This window comes from Acidovorax sp. YS12 (genome assembly GCA_021496925.1).
Taxonomy (GTDB): Bacteria; Pseudomonadota; Gammaproteobacteria; order Burkholderiales; family Burkholderiaceae_C; genus Paenacidovorax.
Genome location: CP053915.1, coordinates 4,489,573 through 4,507,505, shown reverse-complemented (window position 1 = coordinate 4,507,505; position 17,933 = coordinate 4,489,573). Strand labels below are relative to the sequence as shown.

Below are 17,933 nucleotides of genomic sequence, written 5' to 3'. Positions count from 1 at the left end.
ATGCTTGAATCACCCTCCCCGCAACGCCTGCTGGTACTCGGCTCCACCTCGCCCTACCGGCGCGAACTGCTGCAGCGCCTGCGCCTGCCCTTCGAGACCGCCGCCCCCGCCGTGGATGAAACCCCGCACCCCGGCGAGGTGCCTCGCGCGCTGGCCCTGCGGCTGGCGCAGGCCAAGGCGCACGCCGTCGCCGCGCTGCATCCGCAGGCCGTGGTGATCGGCTCCGACCAGGTGGCCGACCTGGCCGGCCAGCCCCTGGGCAAGCCTGGCACGCACGAACGCGCCACGGCCCAGTTGCGGCAGATGCGCGGCCAGACCGTCGTCTTCCAGACCGCCGTGGCAGTGGTGTGCCAGGCCACGGGCTTCGCACAGGTGGATCTGGCGGCTGTCGAGGTGCGCTTTCGCGCTCTGACGGACGCCGAGATCGAGCGCTACCTGGGCGCCGAAACACCCTACGACTGCGCCGGCAGCGCCAAGAGCGAGGGCCTGGGCATCAGCCTGCTCGACGCCATCGTCAGCGACGACCCGACGGCCCTGGTGGGCCTGCCGCTGATCCGTACCTGCCGCATGCTGCGCGCCGCGGGCCTGGCGCTGCCATGAGCGCCGCCAAGACCGGCACGCTCTACCTCGTGCCCGCGCCGCTGGACTTCGGCTGCGACGCGCAAACGCCCTTGCAGGACGTGCTGCCCGAAGGCACGCTGCGCAGTGCCGCACGGCTCACGCACTGGGTCTGCGAGAACGCCAAGAGCTGCCGTGCCTACCTCAAGCGCATCGACGCCCTGCACCCGCTGGCCGCGCCGCTGCAACAGCAGCACATCACCGAACTGCCGCGCGAAGTACACAAGAAGGGCGACCACGCGGGCCAGTTCAACGCCGCGCCGCTCATCGCGCCGCTGCTGGCGGGCCACGACATGGGCCTGGTCAGCGAGGCCGGCATGCCCGCCGTGGCCGACCCCGGCAGCTCGGTGGTGCGCGCCGCGCACGATGCCGGCGTGCCCGTCGTTCCCCTGGTGGGCCCCGCATCGCTGCTGCTGGCACTGGCCGCCAGCGGCCTCAATGGGCAACATTTCGCCTTCACCGGCTACCTGCCGCAAGACGCGGGCGAACGCGCCCAGCGCATCCGCCAACTGGAAACACAGGCGCTCCAGCAAGGCCAGACGCAGCTGTTCATCGAGACGCCCTACCGCAACGCCGCCGTGTGGCAGGCGCTGCTGCAGCACCTGCAGCCAGGCACCCGGCTGGCCATCGCGGCAGGCCTGACGCTGGCGCAGGCCCGCGTGGAAAGCCGTGCCGTGCACCAATGGCGCCAGGGCGGCACCCCGCCCGACAACCGCACGCCGGTGGTGTACGCCATCGGCCGCTGAGGCCACCTCACTTCATCTTTGATAGCTGGTAGCGCTTGCCTGGCAAGGGCCAGAGGCCAATTTGACCCCTAATTCCTCAATGCATCCTCAGCGCAAGGCGGGCAGCGCGCCGCGCATGGCATGCACCGCGCCTGTGCCCACGGCGGCACCGAAACGCTTGGCCAGGCGCTCGGCCACGTTGTCACGGCGCGTGTAGTCGATCACGTCCTCGGCCTTGACGACTTCGCGCGCCACGTAGTCGAGGTTGCCGAAGCGGTCGGCCAGCCCCATCTCCACGGCCTGCTGGCCGGTCCAGAACAGGCCGCTGAAGGTCTCGGGCGTGATCTTGAGCCGTTCGCCGCGCCCCTTCTTCACCACCTCGATGAACTGCTGGTGGATCTGGTCGAGCATGGCGAGCGCGAACTGGCGCTGCTTCTCGCTCTGCGGGCTGAACGGGTCGAGGAAGCCCTTGTTCTCGCCCGCCGTCAGCAGGCGCCGCTCGACGCCGAGCTTTTCCATGGTGCCGGTGAAACCAAAGCCATCCATCAGCACGCCGATGCTGCCGACGATGCTGGCCTTGTCGACGAAGATGTCGTCGGCCGCCGCCGCGATGTAGTAGGCCGCCGAGGCGCAGGTCTCCTCGACCACCGCGTACACCGGCTTGTCGTACTTGGCGCGCAGGCGCACGATTTCGTCGTTGATGATGCCGGCCTGCACCGGGCTGCCGCCGGGCGAGTTGATGAGCAGCACCACGGCCTGCGAGCCTTCGTCCTCGAACGCGCTGCGCATGGCGGCCACCACCAGCTCGGCGCTGGCCTCGGCGCCGCCGGCGATCTCGCCCTTGATGTCCACCACCGCCGTGTGCGGCGCGCTCTTGCTGGGCGTTCCGGCGTCGTACACGAAGATGGCCCAGGCCACGGCGCCCAGGAACGCCAGCCAGGCGAAGCGCCAGAAGATGCGCCAGCGGCGCGCGGCGCGCTGCTCGTTGACCGTGGCGAACACCAGCTTTTCCAGCACCTCGCGCTCCCAGCCGGGCGGCGTCTGGGGTGCGGCCGGCTTGGCCGCGGCCGGACGGGCCGTGGCGGCAGCCGCCCACAAATCAGGGGCAGCGGGGGCTTGGCCTCCGGCATCCGCGGATCCGGGGCGTTGGGGGTCGGTCATGGTTCAGAACTCTACGGGTTGCATGTGGGGGGCAGTATGCCAGCGCACCTGGCCCTGCACTTCGGACAAGGCGATCTTCACCAGGCTGGCGCCGCGGCACGGGCCTTCGATGCAGCGCCCGGTGCCGGGCTCGTAGACCGCGCCGTGGGTGGCGCACAGCAGCCAGCGCCCGCTGTCGTCGAAGAAGCGGCCCTCCTGGTAGTCCATCTCCATGGGCACGTGGGCGCAGCGGTTGAGGTAGGCCTGCGGCTGGCCCTGGAAACGGATGGCAAAGGCCCGGCAGCGCTGGCCGGCGTACACCACGTCGAAGGCCACCGCGAGACCGCCTTCCTGCAGATCGGCGCTGGCGCACAAAGCGATGGCTTCTTCCTGGAACGCCGTCATGGCAGGGCCCTCATGCGTTGTTTTCAAGCCACACATGCAGATCCGCCACCGAATCGGCGACGAACAGCGGCGCATAGCGGGCGAACCCATCGGGCGGGTGCGCGCCGTAGCCCACGCCCACGCTGGCGCAGCCGGCGGCCAGCGCCATCTGCAGGTCATGGGTGGTGTCGCCAATCATCAGCACGCGCTCGGGCGCCACGTCGAATTCGGCCATCAGCTCGTGCAGCATCAGGGGATGGGGCTTGCCCGCCGTCTCGTCGGCGGTGCGCGAGCCGTCGAACACGCCGCGCAGCTGGGCCGTGTGCAGCGCCTCGTTCAGCCCGCGCCGGCTCTTGCCGGTGGCCACCGTGAGCAGGTGCCCCCGGGCGCGCAGCGCGCCCAGCAGCGGCATGACGCCAGCGAACAGGCTCAGATCGTCCTGGTGCTGCAGGTAGTGGTAGCGGTAGCGGTTGCCCAGCTCGGCATAGCGTTCGCGCGGCACGTCGGGGGCGGCGTGCGCCAGGGCCTGCATCAGCCCCATGCCGATGACGTAGGAAGCTGCCTCGTCGCTGGGCATGGCACCGCCGACGTCGCACACCGCCGCCTGGATGCAGCGCACGATGATGGCCGTGGAGTCGCACAGCGTGCCGTCCCAGTCGAAGGCAATCAAGTCAAAGCGGCGCGGTCGGTTGGCGGGCATGGTGGCTTCCCAGGGCGGTGGGGTCGATGAAATCCGCCAGCTCGGGCGGCAGCGCGGCATGCAATGTCACGCGCTCGCCGCTGGCGGGGTGGTTGAACTGCAGGCGCCAGGCGTGCAGGAACATGCGCTTGAGTCCCTGCCGGGGCAGGCGCTTGTTGAGGTCGAAGTCGCCGTACTTGTCGTCGCCCGCGATCGGGTGCCCCTGGCTCGCCAGGTGCACGCGGATCTGGTGCGTGCGACCGGTCTTGATCGTCACCTCCAGCAGCGTCATGGCGGGCAGGCCCTGCAAGGGCCGGGGCGCCAGGTGAGCACGCACTTTCACCAGTGTGACCGAACGCATGCCGTCCGGGTCCTCGGGCGTGGTGACGCGCACGCGGCGCTCGCCGTCGGGCAGCAGGTACTTGTGCAGGGGCAGGTCGATCACCTTGTTGCCGGCAGGCCAGGCGCCCTGCACCAGCGCGAGGTAGGTCTTGCCCGTCGCGCGCTCGCGGAACTGGTCCTGCAACAAGTTCAGCGCCGAGCGCTTCTTGGCCACCAGCAGGATGCCCGAGGTCTCGCGGTCGAGCCGGTGCACGAGTTCCAGGAACTTCGCCTGCGGGCGCGCCTGGCGCAACTGCTCGATCACGCCGAAGCTGACCCCGCTGCCGCCATGCACGGCCACGCCCGCGGGCTTGTCGATGGCGATCAGGTGCTCGTCCTCCAGCAGCAGCGGGAACTCGCGCGCCGGCGCCGGGTGCCCGGCCTTGAGCGCCACCTTCTCCGAGACGCGCACGGGCGGCAGGCGCACCTGGTCGCCCTCGGCCACGCGCGTGTCGGCGCTGGCACGGCCCTTGTTCACCCGCACCTCGCCGCTGCGGATGATGCGGTAGACGTGGGTCTTGGGAACGCCCTTGAGCTGGCGCAACAGGAAGTTGTCCAGGCGCTGGCCGCCCGACTCGGCGTCCACCGCGACAAGACGGGCCGCCGGGGCAGGACTTGGTTTGCCCTCTATAATGTGTTTCACCTGCGCACGTTGAATGTAAGTGGTTGATTTCTCTGGAGTTTAGTCCAGCGGACATTTTCCTGGGTTTTCCCCCGGCGCAGGCAGGTCGATGCCAACGGGCTTCGTGCATGCACCGCGGCAGGCGTTTGAAGAGCCTGCGGCCCTCGCTGCGCGCCGCACGGCGGGCTGACGCATTGAAACACACGGAATACTGGCCTGCAGCATGTGCGCTGCCGGCGGATCGAAGCGAACACATGTGGGTTGTCTGGGCATGGATGGAGTCACTCTGGCGGAGGCTTGCGCCCCCGGCGGTGGCCATTGGCATGCCGGGAAACGCCCATTTGCCTGCCCTGCGCGCCCAGCCCTGCGTGGCCGCGCCGCGCGCCGCGCGCCTCGCCCCCATCCACGCGCCCCCGCCCCCCTGGCTCACATAGCGCCTGGCCTGCGGCCAGCGCTGGCGTTTGCGCGCTTTCCTTCGTTTCAAGGCATCAGCCCCGGCATCTCGGCTCTGTGAAAGAGCCTGTGAGAACGAGTGAACATGCCGGTGCCCCGTGTACCCCTGGTACACGGCACCCTCAAAACGAACAAAGGAATCGCATCATGAAGCGGATGCTCATCAACGCCACGCAGCCCGAGGAACGGCGCCTGGCCATCGTGGACGGCCAGAAGCTGCTGGACTACGAGATCGAGATCGAAGGGCGCGAACAGCGCAAGGGCAACATCTACAAGGCCGTGGTCACGCGCGTCGAGCCGTCGCTCGAAGCCTGCTTCGTCGATTACGGCGAGGACCGCCACGGTTTCCTGCCGTTCAAGGAAATCTCCAAGCAGTACTTCGCCGAGGGCGTCTCGCCCAGCCAGGCGCGCATCAACGAGGTGATCCGCGAGGGCCAGGAACTGCTGGTGCAGGTCGAGAAGGAAGAGCGCGGCAACAAGGGCGCGGCCCTGACGACGTTCATCTCCCTGGCCGGCCGCTACGTGGTGCTGATGCCCAACAACCCGCGCGGCGGCGGCGTCTCGCGCCGCATCGAGGGCGAGGACCGCGCCGAGCTGAAAGAGGCGATGGACCAGCTCGAATACCCCAAGGGCATGAGCATCATCGCGCGCACCGCAGGCATCGGCCGCACCGCGCCCGAGCTGCAGTGGGACCTGAACTACCTGCTCAAGCTCTGGACCGCCATCGACGGCGCCGCCAAGGCGGGCAAGGGCGCGTTCCTGATCTACCAGGAGTCGAGCCTGGTGATCCGCGCCATCCGCGACTACTTCAACAGCGACATCGGCGACATCCTGATCGACACGGACGACATCTACGAACAGGCACAGCAGTTCATGTCGCACGTGATGCCCGAGCACGCGGCCCGCGTGAAGCGCTACCGCGACGACGCGCCGCTGTTCAGCCGCTTCCAGATCGAGCACCAGATCGAGTCGGCCTACTCGCGCACCGTCACCCTGCCCTCGGGCGGCGCCATCGTGATCGACCACACCGAGGCGCTGGTCAGCGTGGACGTGAACTCGGCCCGCGCCATCAAGGGCGGCGACATCGAGGAAACCGCCACGCGCACCAACCTCGAAGCCGCCGACGAAGTGGCGCGCCAGATGCGCCTGCGCGACCTGGGCGGCCTGATCGTGATCGACTTCATCGACATGGAGGAGAGCAAGAACCGCCGCGAGGTCGAGAACCGCCTGCGCGACGCGCTGCGCCAGGACCGCGCGCGCGTGCAGTTCGGCACCATCAGCAAGTTCGGCCTGATGGAAATGAGCCGCCAGCGCCTCAAGCCCGCCCTCTCCGAAGGCGCGCACATCAACTGCCCGCGCTGCGGCGGCTCCGGCCACATCCGCGACACCGAGTCCTCGGCACTGCAGATCCTGCGCATCATCCAAGAGGAGTCGATGAAGGACAACACCGCAGCCGTGCACGTGCAGGTGCCGGTGGAGGTCGCCTCCTTCCTGCTCAACGAAAAGCGCACCGAGATCGCCAAGATCGAGCTCAAGCAGCGCGTTTCCGTGCTCATGGTGCCCAACAAGTCGATGGAGACGCCGCACTACAAGCTGGAGCGCCTCAAGCACGACGACCCGCGCCTGGACCACATCGAGGCCAGCTACAAGCTCGCCGACGAGCAGGAAGAGCGCACCCAGGTCACGCGCCGCTCGCAGGAGCCGACGAACAAGCAGACGCCGGTCATCAAGGGCGTGCTGCCCGATGCCCCGGCCCCCGTGACCGAGCCGCGCCCCGAAGGCGCCCAGCGCCCGCCGCGCAATGGCCAGCGCCCCGATGCCGCAGCGCCAGCCCCCAGCCCGGCCCCGGCGGCCGCGCCGCGTGCGCCGGCCCAGCAGGAGCAAGGCTTCTTCGCCTGGCTCAAGAGCCTGTTCGGCTTTGGCACGGCCCCTGCGCCCGCGCCCGTGGCCACGCCCGCCGCGGCCCCTGCCACGGACGCCGCAGCCGGCGCCCGCCGCGAAGGGCGTGGTGAAGGCCGTGGCGACGGCCGCAACCGCCGCAATGGCGAACGCGGCGCAGCGCGCGGCGAGGCCCAGGGCGGCAGCCCGGAAGCCCGCAACGGCCGCCGCGGCGAGCGCAACGGCGAGCTGCGCCAAGGCGAACGCAATGGCAATGCCCCGCGCGACCAGCGCGCACGCCGTGATGCCGACGCGCGCCCGGCGGTGGACGCCGAAGGCACCGCCCCGGCCAGCGAAGGCGCGCCCCAGGAAGCCCGTGGCGAGCGCGCGCCGCGCAATGGCGAGCGCCGCGAGCGCGGCGACGGCAACGGCCGCCGTGGTGAACGCACCGAGCGCGGCGAGCGCACGGAACGCAGCGAAGGCGGCCGCCGCGAGCGCGCCCCGCGCACCGAGGGCACGGCCACGCCCCTGCCGGTGGCCGACTTTGCCGACACCGCGCCGCTGTCCGCCCTGCCCGACCTGGACCTGACGGGCAACGACACGGCCGCGCCGGAAGCCGCCGCACCGGCCAGCGAGGAACAGCGCCGCGAGCGCCGTTCGCGCGACCGCTATGGCCGCGACCGCCGCAACCGTGGCGAGCAAGGCGAACGCCCCGCCCGTGAGGAAGGCGCTGCGGAAGCGGCACCCGCCCCGGCCCCGGCGGAAGACGCCAGCGCCGACGAAGCGCCGCGCCGCAGCTACTTCACCGCCGCGCCAGCCGCCACGGCCGCTGCCCCCGAAGCAGCGGCCGAGCCGGTCGAAGCGCCCGCCCCGGTGGCCCCCGTGACGGCGGCCCCCGCAGCCCCGGTGGCGGCCGCGCAAATGGCCGAGGAGGCCCCCGCGCCGGCAGCCGAAGCCGAGGCAGCGCCCGCCGTAGCCTCCGTGGCCGCAGCGCAAGCGCCCGAGGCAGCCGCAGCCGCCCCGGCCCCCACCGCCTCCGCAGCGGGCAGCATGCCCAAGGTGCAATCCTTCACGCTGCCCACCAGCGCGCTGGAGCAGATCGCCACGGCATCCGGCCTGCAGTGGGTGAACTCGGACGCCGACAAGGTGGCCGCGGTGCAGGCCGCGATTGCCGCCGAGCCCAGCCCGGTCCACGTGCCGCGCGAACGGCCCGCGGCCGTGGTGCTCGACGAAGGCCCCCTGGTCCTGGTGGAAACCCGCCGCGACCTGCGCGACCTGCAACTGCCGTTCGAGCAGGCACAGCGCGGTTGAAGTGAAGCTCCCCCTGAGCGGCTGCGCCGCTTCCCCCCGCTCTCGCATGGCTGCGCCATGCGGGCAGGGGGACGCAGCCCTCGCTGCGGGGCGGCCCTTGCTCGGCTGCCCGCGCATGGGCCGCGCCAGTTCCATGGGCCATGGAAAACTGACCTACCAGCGCCCCGGGCCGGGTCCCCGGGGCCGAGATTCAAAAACCATAGCTGCCAGCGCTTTGCCAGCAAGGCCTGGAGCCTTATTTGGCTAGAAACTCAGGAGTCCCAGCCCGATGCTGTTTCTGCTCTCCCCCGCCAAATCGCTGGACTACGACAGCCCGCTTCCTGCCGGGCTGCCGCACACCCTACCCCAGTTCATCCCGGACGCCGCCCGCCTGATCGCGGTGCTGCGCACCCGCGCGCCCCAGGACATCGCCTCGCTCATGTCCATCAGCGACGCGCTGGCGGCGCTCAACGTGGCGCGCTACGGCGCCTGGTCGCCCCGCTTCACGCCGGAGAACGCGCGCCAGGCCGTCATGGCCTTCAACGGCGACGTGTACGAGGGCCTGCAGGCCGCCACGCTCTCGCTGCCGGACCTGGACTGGGCGCAGCGGCACCTCGCCATCCTCAGCGGGCTCTACGGCGTGTTGCGCCCGCTCGACCTGATGCAGCCCTACCGCCTGGAAATGGGCACGCGCCTGGCCACCGACGCTGGCGCCAACCTGTACCAGTTCTGGGGCCGGCGCATCGCCGAGCACCTGGACCGCCAGCTGGCGGACGAGGCCGACCCGGTGGTGGTGAACCTGGCGTCGCAGGAATACTTCAAGGCCGTGGACCGCAAGGCGCTCGGCGCGCGCGTGGTCGAGTGCGTGTTCGAGGACTGCAAGGGCGGCCAGTACAAGATCATCAGCTTCTACGCCAAGCGCGCGCGCGGCCTGATGGCGCGCTGGGCCATCCAGCAGCGCGCCAGCACGCCGCGCCAGCTCGAAGGCTTCGACCTGGAGGGCTACGCCTTCCACCCCGCCGCGTCGGCCCCCGAGCGCCTGGTGTTCCGCCGCGCGGCGCAGCCATGAGCGCCCGCCAGCCCGTCACCCCGGCGCTGCGCGCCTGGATCATCGAGCGGGCCGCCGAGGGGCTGGACCTGCCCGCCCTGGTCGATGCCATGTGCCAGGCCGGCTGGGACGCCGAGGTGGCCCGCCAGGCCGCCGAAGAGACGCTGCACGCCAGCACCGCACCACCAGGGCCAGGGCCCGCCACGGCCCTGCCCGAGCCCGCGCTGCAAGGCGCACCGGCGCGCATCGACGCGGGCGACCGCACGGTCGACGTGCTCATGGCCCTGGCGCACCCGCGCGTGGTGCTGCTGGGCAACCTGCTCTCGCCCGAGGAGTGCACCGCGCTGATCGACGCCGCGCGCCCGCGCATGGCGCGCTCGCTCACCGTGGCCACAGCCACCGGCGGGGAGGAAGTCAACGAGGACCGCACCAGCGAAGGCATGTTCTTCCAGCGCGGCGAGACGGCGCTGGTCCAGCGCATCGAGGCGCGCATCGCCCGCCTGGTGAACTGGCCGGTGGAAAACGGCGAGGGCCTGCAGGTGCTGCGCTACGGCCCGGGCGCCGAGTACAAGCCGCACTACGACTACTTCGACCCCGCCCAGCGCGGCACCGCCACGCTGGTGCGCCGGGGCGGCCAGCGCGTGGCCACGCTGGTGCTGTACCTGAACGCCCCGGCCCAGGGCGGCGCCACCACCTTCCCCGACGCGGGCCTGGAAGTGACGCCGCACCCGGGCCACGCGGTGTTCTTCAGCTACGCGCGCCCCGATCCGGGCACCCAGACCCTGCACGCCGGCGCGCCCGTGCTGGCGGGCGAGAAGTGGATCGCCACCAAATGGCTGCGCGAGCGCGCGTTCCACTGAACCCCCAGCAAAGCGAGCCCCCATGGCACCACACCCCGCCGCCGTGCGCGAGTTCACCGTACGCGGTGTCTTCCTTGGCGCACTCATCACGCTGGCCTTCACGGCGGCCAACGTCTACCTCGGCCTGAAGGTCGGGCTGACCTTCGCCTCGGCCATTCCCGCGGCCGTGATTTCGATGGCGCTGCTGTACCGCCTGCGCGACTCCAACATCCTGGAAAACAACCTGGTGCAGACCCAGGCCTCGGCCGCCGGCACGCTGTCGTCGGTGATTTTCGTGCTGCCGGCCTTGCTGATGCTCGGGCTGTGGAACGGCTTTCCGTTCTGGCAGACGGCGCTGGTCTGCGCCGCCGGCGGCACCCTGGGCGTGCTCTACACCGTGCCGCTGCGGCGCGTGATGGTGGTCCAGTCCGGCCTGCCCTACCCCGAGGGCGTGGCCGCCGCCGAAGTGCTGCGCGTGGGCGAGGCCCAGCGCCACAAGGGCCAGGGCAAGGGGCATGGCGCGGGCCTGCGCCAGCTGGGCTGGGGCACCGGGCTGGCCGCGCTGTTCGGCTTCCTGAGCGGCGGCCTGCGCCTGCTCGGCGATGCGGTGAACCTGTGGATTCCCGCGGGTGGCGTGGTGTTCCGGGTGGCGGCCGGGTTTTCTCCGGCGCTGCTGGCCGCCGGCTACCTGATGGGCGCCGCGGCCGGCGTGGCGGTGCTGCTGGGGCTGGTGCTGTGCTGGGGCGTGGCCGTGCCGTGGCTCACCGCCCTGGCCCCCGCGGATCACGGGCAGGCGCTGCCCGCGCTGGCCACCGCGCTGTGGGCGGGCAAGGTGCGCTTTCTCGGCGCTGGGGTCATCGGCATTTCGGCGCTGTGGACCGTGGCCACGCTGGTCCGGCCCATCCTGCAGGCCATCCGCCAGCAGGGCGCCCGGCCCCAGGGCGACGGCGCGGCACCGCCCGCCACCGACCAGGACATGCCCCGGCACTGGATGCTGGCCATCGGCGCAGCCGCGCTGGCGGTGCTGTTCCTGGTCACCCAGGGCTTCATCGCCGAATACCTGCCGGGCATGCCGCCCGCCACGCGCTACGCCCTCACGGCCCTGTGCGTGCTGTTCGCGGCGGTGTTCGGCTTTCTGGTGGCAGCGGCCTGCGGCTACATGGCCGGGCTGGTGGGGTCATCGGCCAGCCCCATCTCGGGCATCGGCATCATCGCCACCATTCTCATGGGCCTGGCACTGCTGGCGCTGCACACGCTGGTGCCGGCGTTCGCGGCCAGCGTCTCGGGCCAGTTGGGCGTGGCGCTGGTGCTGTTCATGGTGTCGGTGATCCTGGCCATGGCCGCCATCTCCAACGACAACCTGCAGGACCTCAAGACCGGCTACCTGGTGGGCGCCACGCCCTGGCGCCAGCAGGTGGTGCTCATCATCGGCTGCCTGGTGGGTGCCGTGGTGATTCCGCCCGTGCTCGACCTGCTCTACCACGCCTACGGCTTTGCCGGCGCCCTGCCGCGCCCGGGCATGGACCCGGCGCAGGCCCTGGCCGCCCCGCAGGCCACGCTGATGCAGCAGATCGCCAGCGGCATCTTCAGCGGCGCGCTGGAGTGGACGATGCTGGGGCTGGGCGTGCTGCTGGGCGTTGGCGTCATCGTCGCCGACGTGGCCTTGCGCCGTACCGGGCGCGGGGCGCTGCCGCCGCTGGCGGTGGGCCTGGGCATCTACCTGCCGCCCACCATCGGCCTGACGCTGGCCGTGGGCGCCGCGCTGGGCTGGAGCCTGCAGCGCGGCCTGCGCAGCGCCGGGGCACGCCTGGGGGCGGACTGGGCCGCCGCGGCGGAAGAACGCGGCCTGCTGCTGGCCTCGGGCCTGATCGTGGGAGAGAGCCTCATGGGCCTGCTGCTGGCGGCCTTGATCGGCTTCAGCGGCCAGGACGCGCCCCTGGCCCTCGTGGGCGAAGGGTTTGCCCCCGCGATGTGGCTGGGGCTGCTGTATTTTGGCGGCCTCTGCATCTTTTTCTACCGCAGCGTGCTGCGCCTCTGAGGCCTTGAGATTTCAGGCAAAAAACGGCTCCAGCGCTTTACCAGAAAGCGCGAGCAGCTATACCTTCAGTAGCACACCATGAACCATCCAGCGCAATCCCCCCTGGGCAAAGCCTCGGCCTACGCCGACCAGTACGACCCCGCCCTGCTGTTCCCCATCGCGCGCGCGCCAAAGCGCGCCGAGATCGGCATCACCGGCCCGCAGCCGTTCTTCGGTGCCGACCTGTGGACGGCATTCGAGCTGTCGTGGCTGAACACGCGCGGCAAGCCGCAGGTGGCGCTGGCGCACATCACCGTGCCGTGCGAAACGCCGAACATCATCGAGAGCAAGTCGTTCAAGCTGTACCTCAACAGCTTCAACGGCACGCGCTTCGCCAGCAGTGACGCCGTGCGCGAGCGCCTGCGCGCCGACCTGAGCGAAGCCGCCTGGCGCGGCGCGGCCAGCCCCGGCACCGTGGGCGTGCGCCTGGCCGGGCCGGAGCAGTTCGACCAGGAACCCGTGCACGAGCTCAGCGGCCTGGACCTCGACCGGCTGGACGTGGAGTGCACGCACTACCAGCCGGAGCCCGCGCTGCTCACCGCCGCGTTCGGCGCCGCCCCGGTGACCGAGACGCTGACCAGCCGCCTGCTCAAGAGCAACTGCCTGGTGACCGGCCAGCCCGACTGGGGCAGCGTGCAGATCGGCTACAGCGGCCCGCAGATCGACCAGGCCGGCCTGCTGCGGTACATCGTGAGCTTTCGCAACCACAACGAATTCCACGAACAGTGCGTGGAGCGCATGTTCATGGACATCACCGCGCGCTGCCGCCCGCTCAAGCTGACGGTGTACGCGCGCTACACGCGCCGCGGCGGGCTGGACATCAACCCGCTGCGCACCAGCCATCCGCAGCAGTTGCCGCGCAACGTGCGCACGGCACGGCAATGACCCGCCATCCATCGTTTTTTTATCCTTTGGCGCAATAAATAAAATAATTTACGGATGGATAACGGCTTTCTACAGTCGCGGCTTCTTTCTTCACCCAGGAGCCCGTCCATGACCGCCACCGCAACCACCCGCCACCCCATCGACCACGTGCTGGCCGCCTTCGCCGCAGGCAACGTGCCGGAATTGCTCGCCCACATCGACGATGCCGTGGATTTCCGCATCGACCACTACCGCGACACGGCCGACGTGTCTTGGCAGCAGGCGCGCGATAAAGCCGGCCTGCTGGCCGTGCTGCAGCGCCTGGCGGTGGAGGTCTTTCCGCGCGGCACGCGCATCGTGGAGACCGAGAGCCAGACGCTGGGCAACGACTGGGTACTCACGCGCTTCCACCAGCGTTTCTTCTACGCCGTACAGCAGCGCGAGGTGGAGAGCCTGACCTGGATCGTGAGCCACTCCGTCCAGGGCCGGCTCGACTACTTCCGCGAGACCGTCACCACCATCGCGCCCACGGGCGCCTGAGCACCGCCACGCCATGCTGTTCGACCTGCGCGCCCTGGGCTACTTCGTCGCTGCCTACGAGGAAGGCGGCGTCACCGCCGCCGCGCGCCGCTGCCACGTGGCGCAGCCTTCGATCAGCATGGCCATCAAGGGGCTGGAGGACGTGCTGGGCACTCTGCTGTTCGAGCGCAGCCGCGCGGGCCTGGCCCCCACGCCCGCGGGCGAGCGGCTCTACCCGCGCGCGTGCAGCCTGCTGGCGCAGGCCGGGGCGATGGTGCGCGACTTCCGCGAGGCGCCGCGCGAGGTGCTGGGCATCCACCTGCCCGACGACGTGCTGCTGCGCAGCGCGGCGCCCCTGCTCTCCTGGCTTGACGCCCACTGGCCCGCCGCACAGATCCGCCTGACCGCCACGCCCGGCGAGGCACGGCTGCGCCTCGTGGCCGACCACTGCAAGCCCGAAGGCGACCTGTTCGAGAGCGTGGCGCGCGAACCCTACGTGATGCTCGTGCCCGAGCGGCACCCGCTGCGCTTCAAGGCCCGCTTCGCCCTGGCCGACCTGCAGGGCCTGCCGCTGATCGAGCGCCCCTACTGCCCGCTGCACGAGCGCTTCGCCCGGCTGCTGGCCGAACAGGGCATCACCTTCGAGGTACGGGCCAGCGCCGCGCGCGAGGAAGCCCTGCTGCAGATGGTGGAGCTGGGCCTGGGCCTGGCCGTGGTGCCGCAGTCGCACGCAGCGCATGCGCCGCGCTGCATCGCGCGCCCGCTGGATGCGGCCCTGCCTTTCGCCCGGCACCTGGGCCTGGCCTGCGCGCCGGACGACGCTGCGCTCGCCCCGATGCTGCCCCGCATGGCGGCCGCACTGCGGGGACAGGGCCCGGTGGCGGCGGACGCAGCCTGCAGGCAGGCCTGAAACGCGGCCCAGCGTTCAGCTGCGGTCGCCCGGCAGGCGGAACACCGCCAGCGTGCGCCCGAGCACGCCGGCGTTGGCGTTCATGTGGTTGGCGGCGTCGGCCGACTCCTGCACCAGCGCGGCGTTCTGCTGCGTGACGTGGTTCAGCTCCACCACGGCAGTGTTGACCTGGGCGATGCCCATGGTCTGCTCGCGCGCGGCGGTGCCGATCTGTTCCATCAACTGGTTCACGTAGGCGGCCGAATCGACCACCTGGGCGATGGTCTTGCCCGCGGCCTGCACCTGGCCCGCGCCATGCGCCACATGCGTGTTCGAGGTGCCGATGAGCGCGCGGATCTCGCCCGCCGCCTGGGCGCTGCGCTGCGCCAGCGCGCGCACCTCGCCCGCCACTACGGCGAAGCCCTTGCCCTGCTCGCCCGCGCGCGCCGCCTCGACGGCGGCGTTGAGCGCCAGGATGTTGGTCTGGAACGCAATGCCCTCGATGGTGGAGATGATCTGCCCCATCTGGCGCGACGAATCCTCGATGGACTGCATCACCTGGGTGACCGTGGCCACGGCCTGTCCGCCCTCGCGCGCCAGTTGGGCGCTGCGCTCGCTCTCCTTGGCGATCTGCTGCGCCGTGTCGCCGGACTGTCGCACGGTGGCCGACAGTTCCTCCATCGACGCCGCCGTTTCCTCCAGGCTCGCGGCCTGCGACTCGGTGCGCTCGGCCAGGTGCTGGGCGCTGCGGTGCATCTCGCCGGAGATTTCGCCGAAGCCGGAGATCTCGCCGCGCGCATCGCCCACCACGGCGCGCAGGTTGATCTGGATCTGCTGCAGCCGCTCCGTCAGCAGCACCATAGGGTGACGGCCGCGCCCGCCGCTGACCACGGTGACAAGGTTGCAGCCTGCGATGTCACGCGCCAGCAGGTTGGCGTCGGTCAAGGACTTGGTGATGCTGGAATCCACGCGCCAGACGATGAACGCGGCCAGCAGCACCAGTGCCAGGGCCTGTCCGGCCAGCACCGCCGGGCCTGTCCAGCCCATGGCGCCCGGCGCCAGCCCCGCCAGCACCAGCAGGCCCAGCAGCCCGGCCATGCGCTGGGTGATGCTGGCGCGCTGCCAGCGCCCCAGCCAGTCGCGCCAGCCCATGGGTCGCACGCGCCCGGCATGCAGGCGGATGGTCGGGCGGCCGGCCTCGCGCTCACGGCGCAGGCGCTCGTACAGCTGCTCGGCGGCGGCCACCTCGGCGCGCGTGGGCTTCGCCCGCACCGACATATAGCCCTTGGGCTTGCCGTTTTCCACCAGCGGCGTGACGCTGGCGCGCACCCAGTAGTGGTCGCCATTCTTGCGCCGGTTCTTCACGATGCCCGTCCAGCTGCGGCCATGGCCGATGGTGGCCCACAGGTCCTTATAGGCCTCGGGCGGCATGTCGGGATGGCGCACGATGTTGTGGGGTTGCCCGATGAGTTCGTCGAACTCAAACCCGCTCACGCGCATGAAGGCGGCATTGCAGTGGGTGATGACGCCCTTGGTGTCGGTGGTCGACATCAGGAGCTCTTCACCAGGGTAGTCGTACTCCTGCTGGGTAACGGGGAGGTTCGTGCGCATGGCCGGAATGTTGCTGAATGTCAACTCAGTATAAAAAAGCAGCAACCTCCTGGGCATGCGTTGGATGCCAGATTGATCAAAAACAATTCTCGAGCACGCACAAAAACAACTATCACCATGGTGACATCATTGTTTATTCCTCCTGTGCTGCCTTTTCCGTGGTCACAGTCTGAACACGGCCACGCTGCGCTCCAGCGACTGCGCGCCCGCGCGCAGCATCTGCGCGGCCGCCGTGGATTCCTCCACCTGGGCGGCATTGCGCTGGGTCACCTGGTCGAGCTGCAGCATGGCCTGGTTGACCTGGGTGATGCCCTCGGACTGGCCGCGCGTGGCGTCGGTGATGGTGTGCATCTGCCCCGACACCTGCTCGGCCAGGCGCACCATGTCCTCGATGGTGCCGCCCGCCTGCACCATGCGCTGGTTGCCTTCGGCGATACCCTCCACCGACTGGCCGATCAGGCCGCTGATTTCCTTGGCCGCCATGGCGCTGCGCTGGGCCAGTGCGCGCACCTCGCCCGCCACCACGGCAAAGCCCCGGCCCTGCTCGCCAGCGCGCGCGGCTTCGACGGCGGCGTTCAGCGCCAGCATGTTGGTCTGGAACGCGATGTTCTCGATGGTGCTGATGATCTCGCCCATGCGCGCGGACGACTGGCGGATGTGCTCCATCGACGCGCCCACCTCGGCGATCGCCGCGCTGCCGCGCCGCGCCACGGCCATGCTGCGCGCGCTCTCGGCCTCCATGGCCTCGGTGGCGCGCACGGTGTCGGCCACCGTGTCGGAAAGCTGGCGCATCGCCTGCGTGGTTTGCAGCAGGTTGCCCGCCTGGGCGCCGGTGCGCTGCGCCAGTTCGGTGCTGCCCTGGGCGATCTGCCCGGCGACGCCGGAAAAGCCCTGCACCTCGGCCCGCACGTCGCCCACCACGGCACGCAGGTTGACCTGGATCTGCACCAGGCGCCGCAGCACGGTGCCCAGCGTGCTGGGAAAGTCGGTGCGCGCCGTGGTGGCCAGGTTGCATCCCGCGATGTCGCTGGCGAAGCGCTCGGCCTCCCTCAGCGCTGCGCTGAACTGGAAGTGGCAGTAGGCGACCATGCCGGCACCGACCCCCGCCAGCGCGGCCACGCGCCACAGCAGCGCCTGCGCGCCCTGCAGGGCCAGCACGTCGGCCAGCAGCACGGTGCTGGAGAGGGCCGCCAGCGTCAGCGCCATGCGCACGGTAACGCCGAGGCGGCGCACGCGCTTCAGCCAGCCGCGCACGCCGCCCACCACCAGCTCGCCGCCGCGCAAGGCCAGCGTGGTCCGGCCCTGGGCGGCTTCGGCGCGCATGCGCGCGTACAGCGCCTCGGCGGCGGCGGCCTCCTGCGCCGCAGGCTTGGTGCGCACCGACAGATAGCCCACGGGCTTGCCACCTTCCATGATCGGCGTGACGTTGGCGCGCACCCAGTAGTGGTCGCCGTTCTTGCGCCGGTTCTTCACCAGGCCGGTCCACGGTTTGCCGCGCCCCACCGTGGCCCACAGGTCCTTGAACGCCAGCGCGGGCATGTCGGGATGGCGAATGATGTTGTGCGGCTGGCCGATCAGTTCGCCGTAGTCATAGCCGCTCACGCGCACGAAGGCAGGATTGCAATGGGTGATCTCACCCCGCGTGTTGGTACTGGAAACCAGCAGTTCGCCGCCCGGATAGTCGTAGTTGCACTGGGTGACAGGCACATTCATGCGCATGACGGAAGCCTTCGTCTCTGTTGTTGTTGCACGTCATCTCCGCGCTGCCGGGGGAATAGATGCTGGATACAGGTCAATATACAAAATGATACACATCAAAGACCTGTCTGCTCCGGTCCGCGCTTGCCAGGGCTTCGGGCTGCGTGGAATGCGCCAGGAGCGCCGCGCCTAGTCTTACTGTGTTAATAAAATCAAGG

15 protein-coding genes are annotated in these 17,933 nt (G+C 70.4%); 9 read left to right on the top strand and 6 right to left on the bottom strand.

The features are described from left to right. Both maf and YS110_20195 read left to right on the top strand, forming a co-directional pair. Entirely contained in the window at positions 1-600 is a 600-nt protein-coding gene (gene maf / locus YS110_20200; GenBank protein ID UJB66922.1) for a septum formation inhibitor Maf, read from the top strand. Then, positions 597-1,364, top strand: coding sequence for an SAM-dependent methyltransferase (locus YS110_20195; protein UJB66921.1), 768 nt, complete (start codon positions 597-599; stop codon positions 1,362-1,364). Before maf ends, YS110_20195 begins: the two co-directional genes overlap by 4 nt. An 87-nt stretch (positions 1,365-1,451) precedes the next feature. Here the strand turns inward: YS110_20195 and YS110_20190 are convergent, their stop codons facing one another. From YS110_20190 to YS110_20175, 4 genes are read right to left on the bottom strand one after another with little or no spacing between them, the layout of a single operon-like run. Continuing rightward, positions 1,452-2,504, bottom strand: coding sequence for a S49 family peptidase (locus tag YS110_20190; protein UJB66920.1), 1,053 nt, complete (start codon positions 2,502-2,504; stop codon positions 1,452-1,454). A gap of 3 nt (positions 2,505-2,507) precedes the next feature. Continuing rightward, positions 2,508-2,888 (bottom strand): Rieske 2Fe-2S domain-containing protein, encoded by a 381-nt coding sequence (locus YS110_20185; protein UJB66919.1) that lies wholly within the window; start codon positions 2,886-2,888, stop codon positions 2,508-2,510. Between the two features lie 10 nt (positions 2,889-2,898). Further along, complete coding sequence (locus YS110_20180; protein UJB66918.1) at positions 2,899-3,567, bottom strand: HAD-IA family hydrolase; 669 nt, start codon at positions 3,565-3,567, stop codon at positions 2,899-2,901. Continuing rightward, the gene (locus YS110_20175; protein UJB66917.1) at positions 3,539-4,570 is read right to left on the bottom strand and encodes an RluA family pseudouridine synthase; all 1,032 of its coding nucleotides are present in this window, start codon (positions 4,568-4,570) and stop codon (positions 3,539-3,541) included. Before YS110_20175 ends, YS110_20180 begins: the two co-directional genes overlap by 29 nt. Before the next feature lie 579 nt (positions 4,571-5,149). Between YS110_20175 and YS110_20170 the strand changes: the two genes are divergently transcribed. The 7 genes from YS110_20170 to YS110_20140 all read left to right on the top strand — a co-directional run bounded on the left by YS110_20170 (position 5,150) and on the right by YS110_20140 (position 14,427). Further along, complete coding sequence (locus YS110_20170) at positions 5,150-8,191, top strand: Rne/Rng family ribonuclease (protein ID UJB66916.1); 3,042 nt, start codon at positions 5,150-5,152, stop codon at positions 8,189-8,191. A gap of 268 nt (positions 8,192-8,459) precedes the next feature. Further along, positions 8,460-9,239, top strand: coding sequence for a peroxide stress protein YaaA (yaaA, locus tag YS110_20165; GenBank protein ID UJB66915.1), 780 nt, complete (start codon positions 8,460-8,462; stop codon positions 9,237-9,239). Beyond that, positions 9,236-10,078, top strand: a complete 843-nt coding sequence (locus YS110_20160; protein ID UJB66914.1) for a 2OG-Fe(II) oxygenase — start codon at positions 9,236-9,238, stop codon at positions 10,076-10,078. The genes yaaA and YS110_20160 overlap by 4 nt, the downstream gene beginning before the upstream one ends. Positions 10,079-10,100: 22 nt before the next feature. Further along, positions 10,101-12,095: an oligopeptide transporter, OPT family gene (locus YS110_20155; GenBank protein UJB66913.1), complete on the top strand. Its 1,995-nt coding sequence runs from the start codon at positions 10,101-10,103 to the stop codon at positions 12,093-12,095. A gap of 78 nt (positions 12,096-12,173) precedes the next feature. Continuing rightward, positions 12,174-13,019 (top strand): NADPH-dependent 7-cyano-7-deazaguanine reductase QueF, encoded by an 846-nt coding sequence (gene queF, locus YS110_20150; protein UJB66912.1) that lies wholly within the window; start codon positions 12,174-12,176, stop codon positions 13,017-13,019. A gap of 108 nt (positions 13,020-13,127) precedes the next feature. After that, positions 13,128-13,538: a hypothetical protein gene (locus YS110_20145; GenBank protein UJB66911.1), complete on the top strand. Its 411-nt coding sequence runs from the start codon at positions 13,128-13,130 to the stop codon at positions 13,536-13,538. A gap of 13 nt (positions 13,539-13,551) precedes the next feature. Further along, positions 13,552-14,427, top strand: a complete 876-nt coding sequence (locus YS110_20140; GenBank protein ID UJB66910.1) for a LysR family transcriptional regulator — start codon at positions 13,552-13,554, stop codon at positions 14,425-14,427. A 15-nt stretch (positions 14,428-14,442) separates the two neighbouring features. Here YS110_20140 and YS110_20135 read toward each other — a convergent pair whose 3' ends face one another. Together YS110_20135 and YS110_20130 are read right to left on the bottom strand one after the other, a co-directional pair. Further along, entirely contained in the window at positions 14,443-16,017 is a 1,575-nt protein-coding gene (locus tag YS110_20135; GenBank protein UJB66909.1) for a PAS domain-containing protein, read from the bottom strand. A 162-nt stretch (positions 16,018-16,179) separates the two neighbouring features. Further along, positions 16,180-17,736 (bottom strand): PAS domain-containing protein, encoded by a 1,557-nt coding sequence (locus YS110_20130; GenBank protein ID UJB66908.1) that lies wholly within the window; start codon positions 17,734-17,736, stop codon positions 16,180-16,182. Between the last annotated feature and the right edge of the window lie 197 nt (positions 17,737-17,933).

Coding starts and splice junctions, on each gene's coding strand:
- YS110_20195 (UJB66921.1), top strand. CDS start 597: ATGAGCGCCGCCAAGACCGGCACGCTCTACCTCGTGCCCGCGCCGCTG.
- queF (UJB66912.1), top strand. CDS start 12,174: ATGAACCATCCAGCGCAATCCCCCCTGGGCAAAGCCTCGGCCTACGCC.
- YS110_20135 (UJB66909.1), bottom strand. CDS start 16,017: ATGCGCACGAACCTCCCCGTTACCCAGCAGGAGTACGACTACCCTGGT.
- YS110_20190 (UJB66920.1), bottom strand. CDS start 2,504: ATGACCGACCCCCAACGCCCCGGATCCGCGGATGCCGGAGGCCAAGCC.
- maf (UJB66922.1), top strand. CDS start 1: ATGCTTGAATCACCCTCCCCGCAACGCCTGCTGGTACTCGGCTCCACC.
- yaaA (UJB66915.1), top strand. CDS start 8,460: ATGCTGTTTCTGCTCTCCCCCGCCAAATCGCTGGACTACGACAGCCCG.
- YS110_20145 (UJB66911.1), top strand. CDS start 13,128: ATGACCGCCACCGCAACCACCCGCCACCCCATCGACCACGTGCTGGCC.
- YS110_20170 (UJB66916.1), top strand. CDS start 5,150: ATGAAGCGGATGCTCATCAACGCCACGCAGCCCGAGGAACGGCGCCTG.
- YS110_20130 (UJB66908.1), bottom strand. CDS start 17,736: ATGCGCATGAATGTGCCTGTCACCCAGTGCAACTACGACTATCCGGGC.
- YS110_20185 (UJB66919.1), bottom strand. CDS start 2,888: ATGACGGCGTTCCAGGAAGAAGCCATCGCTTTGTGCGCCAGCGCCGAT.
- YS110_20140 (UJB66910.1), top strand. CDS start 13,552: ATGCTGTTCGACCTGCGCGCCCTGGGCTACTTCGTCGCTGCCTACGAG.
- YS110_20160 (UJB66914.1), top strand. CDS start 9,236: ATGAGCGCCCGCCAGCCCGTCACCCCGGCGCTGCGCGCCTGGATCATC.
- YS110_20155 (UJB66913.1), top strand. CDS start 10,101: ATGGCACCACACCCCGCCGCCGTGCGCGAGTTCACCGTACGCGGTGTC.
- YS110_20180 (UJB66918.1), bottom strand. CDS start 3,567: ATGCCCGCCAACCGACCGCGCCGCTTTGACTTGATTGCCTTCGACTGG.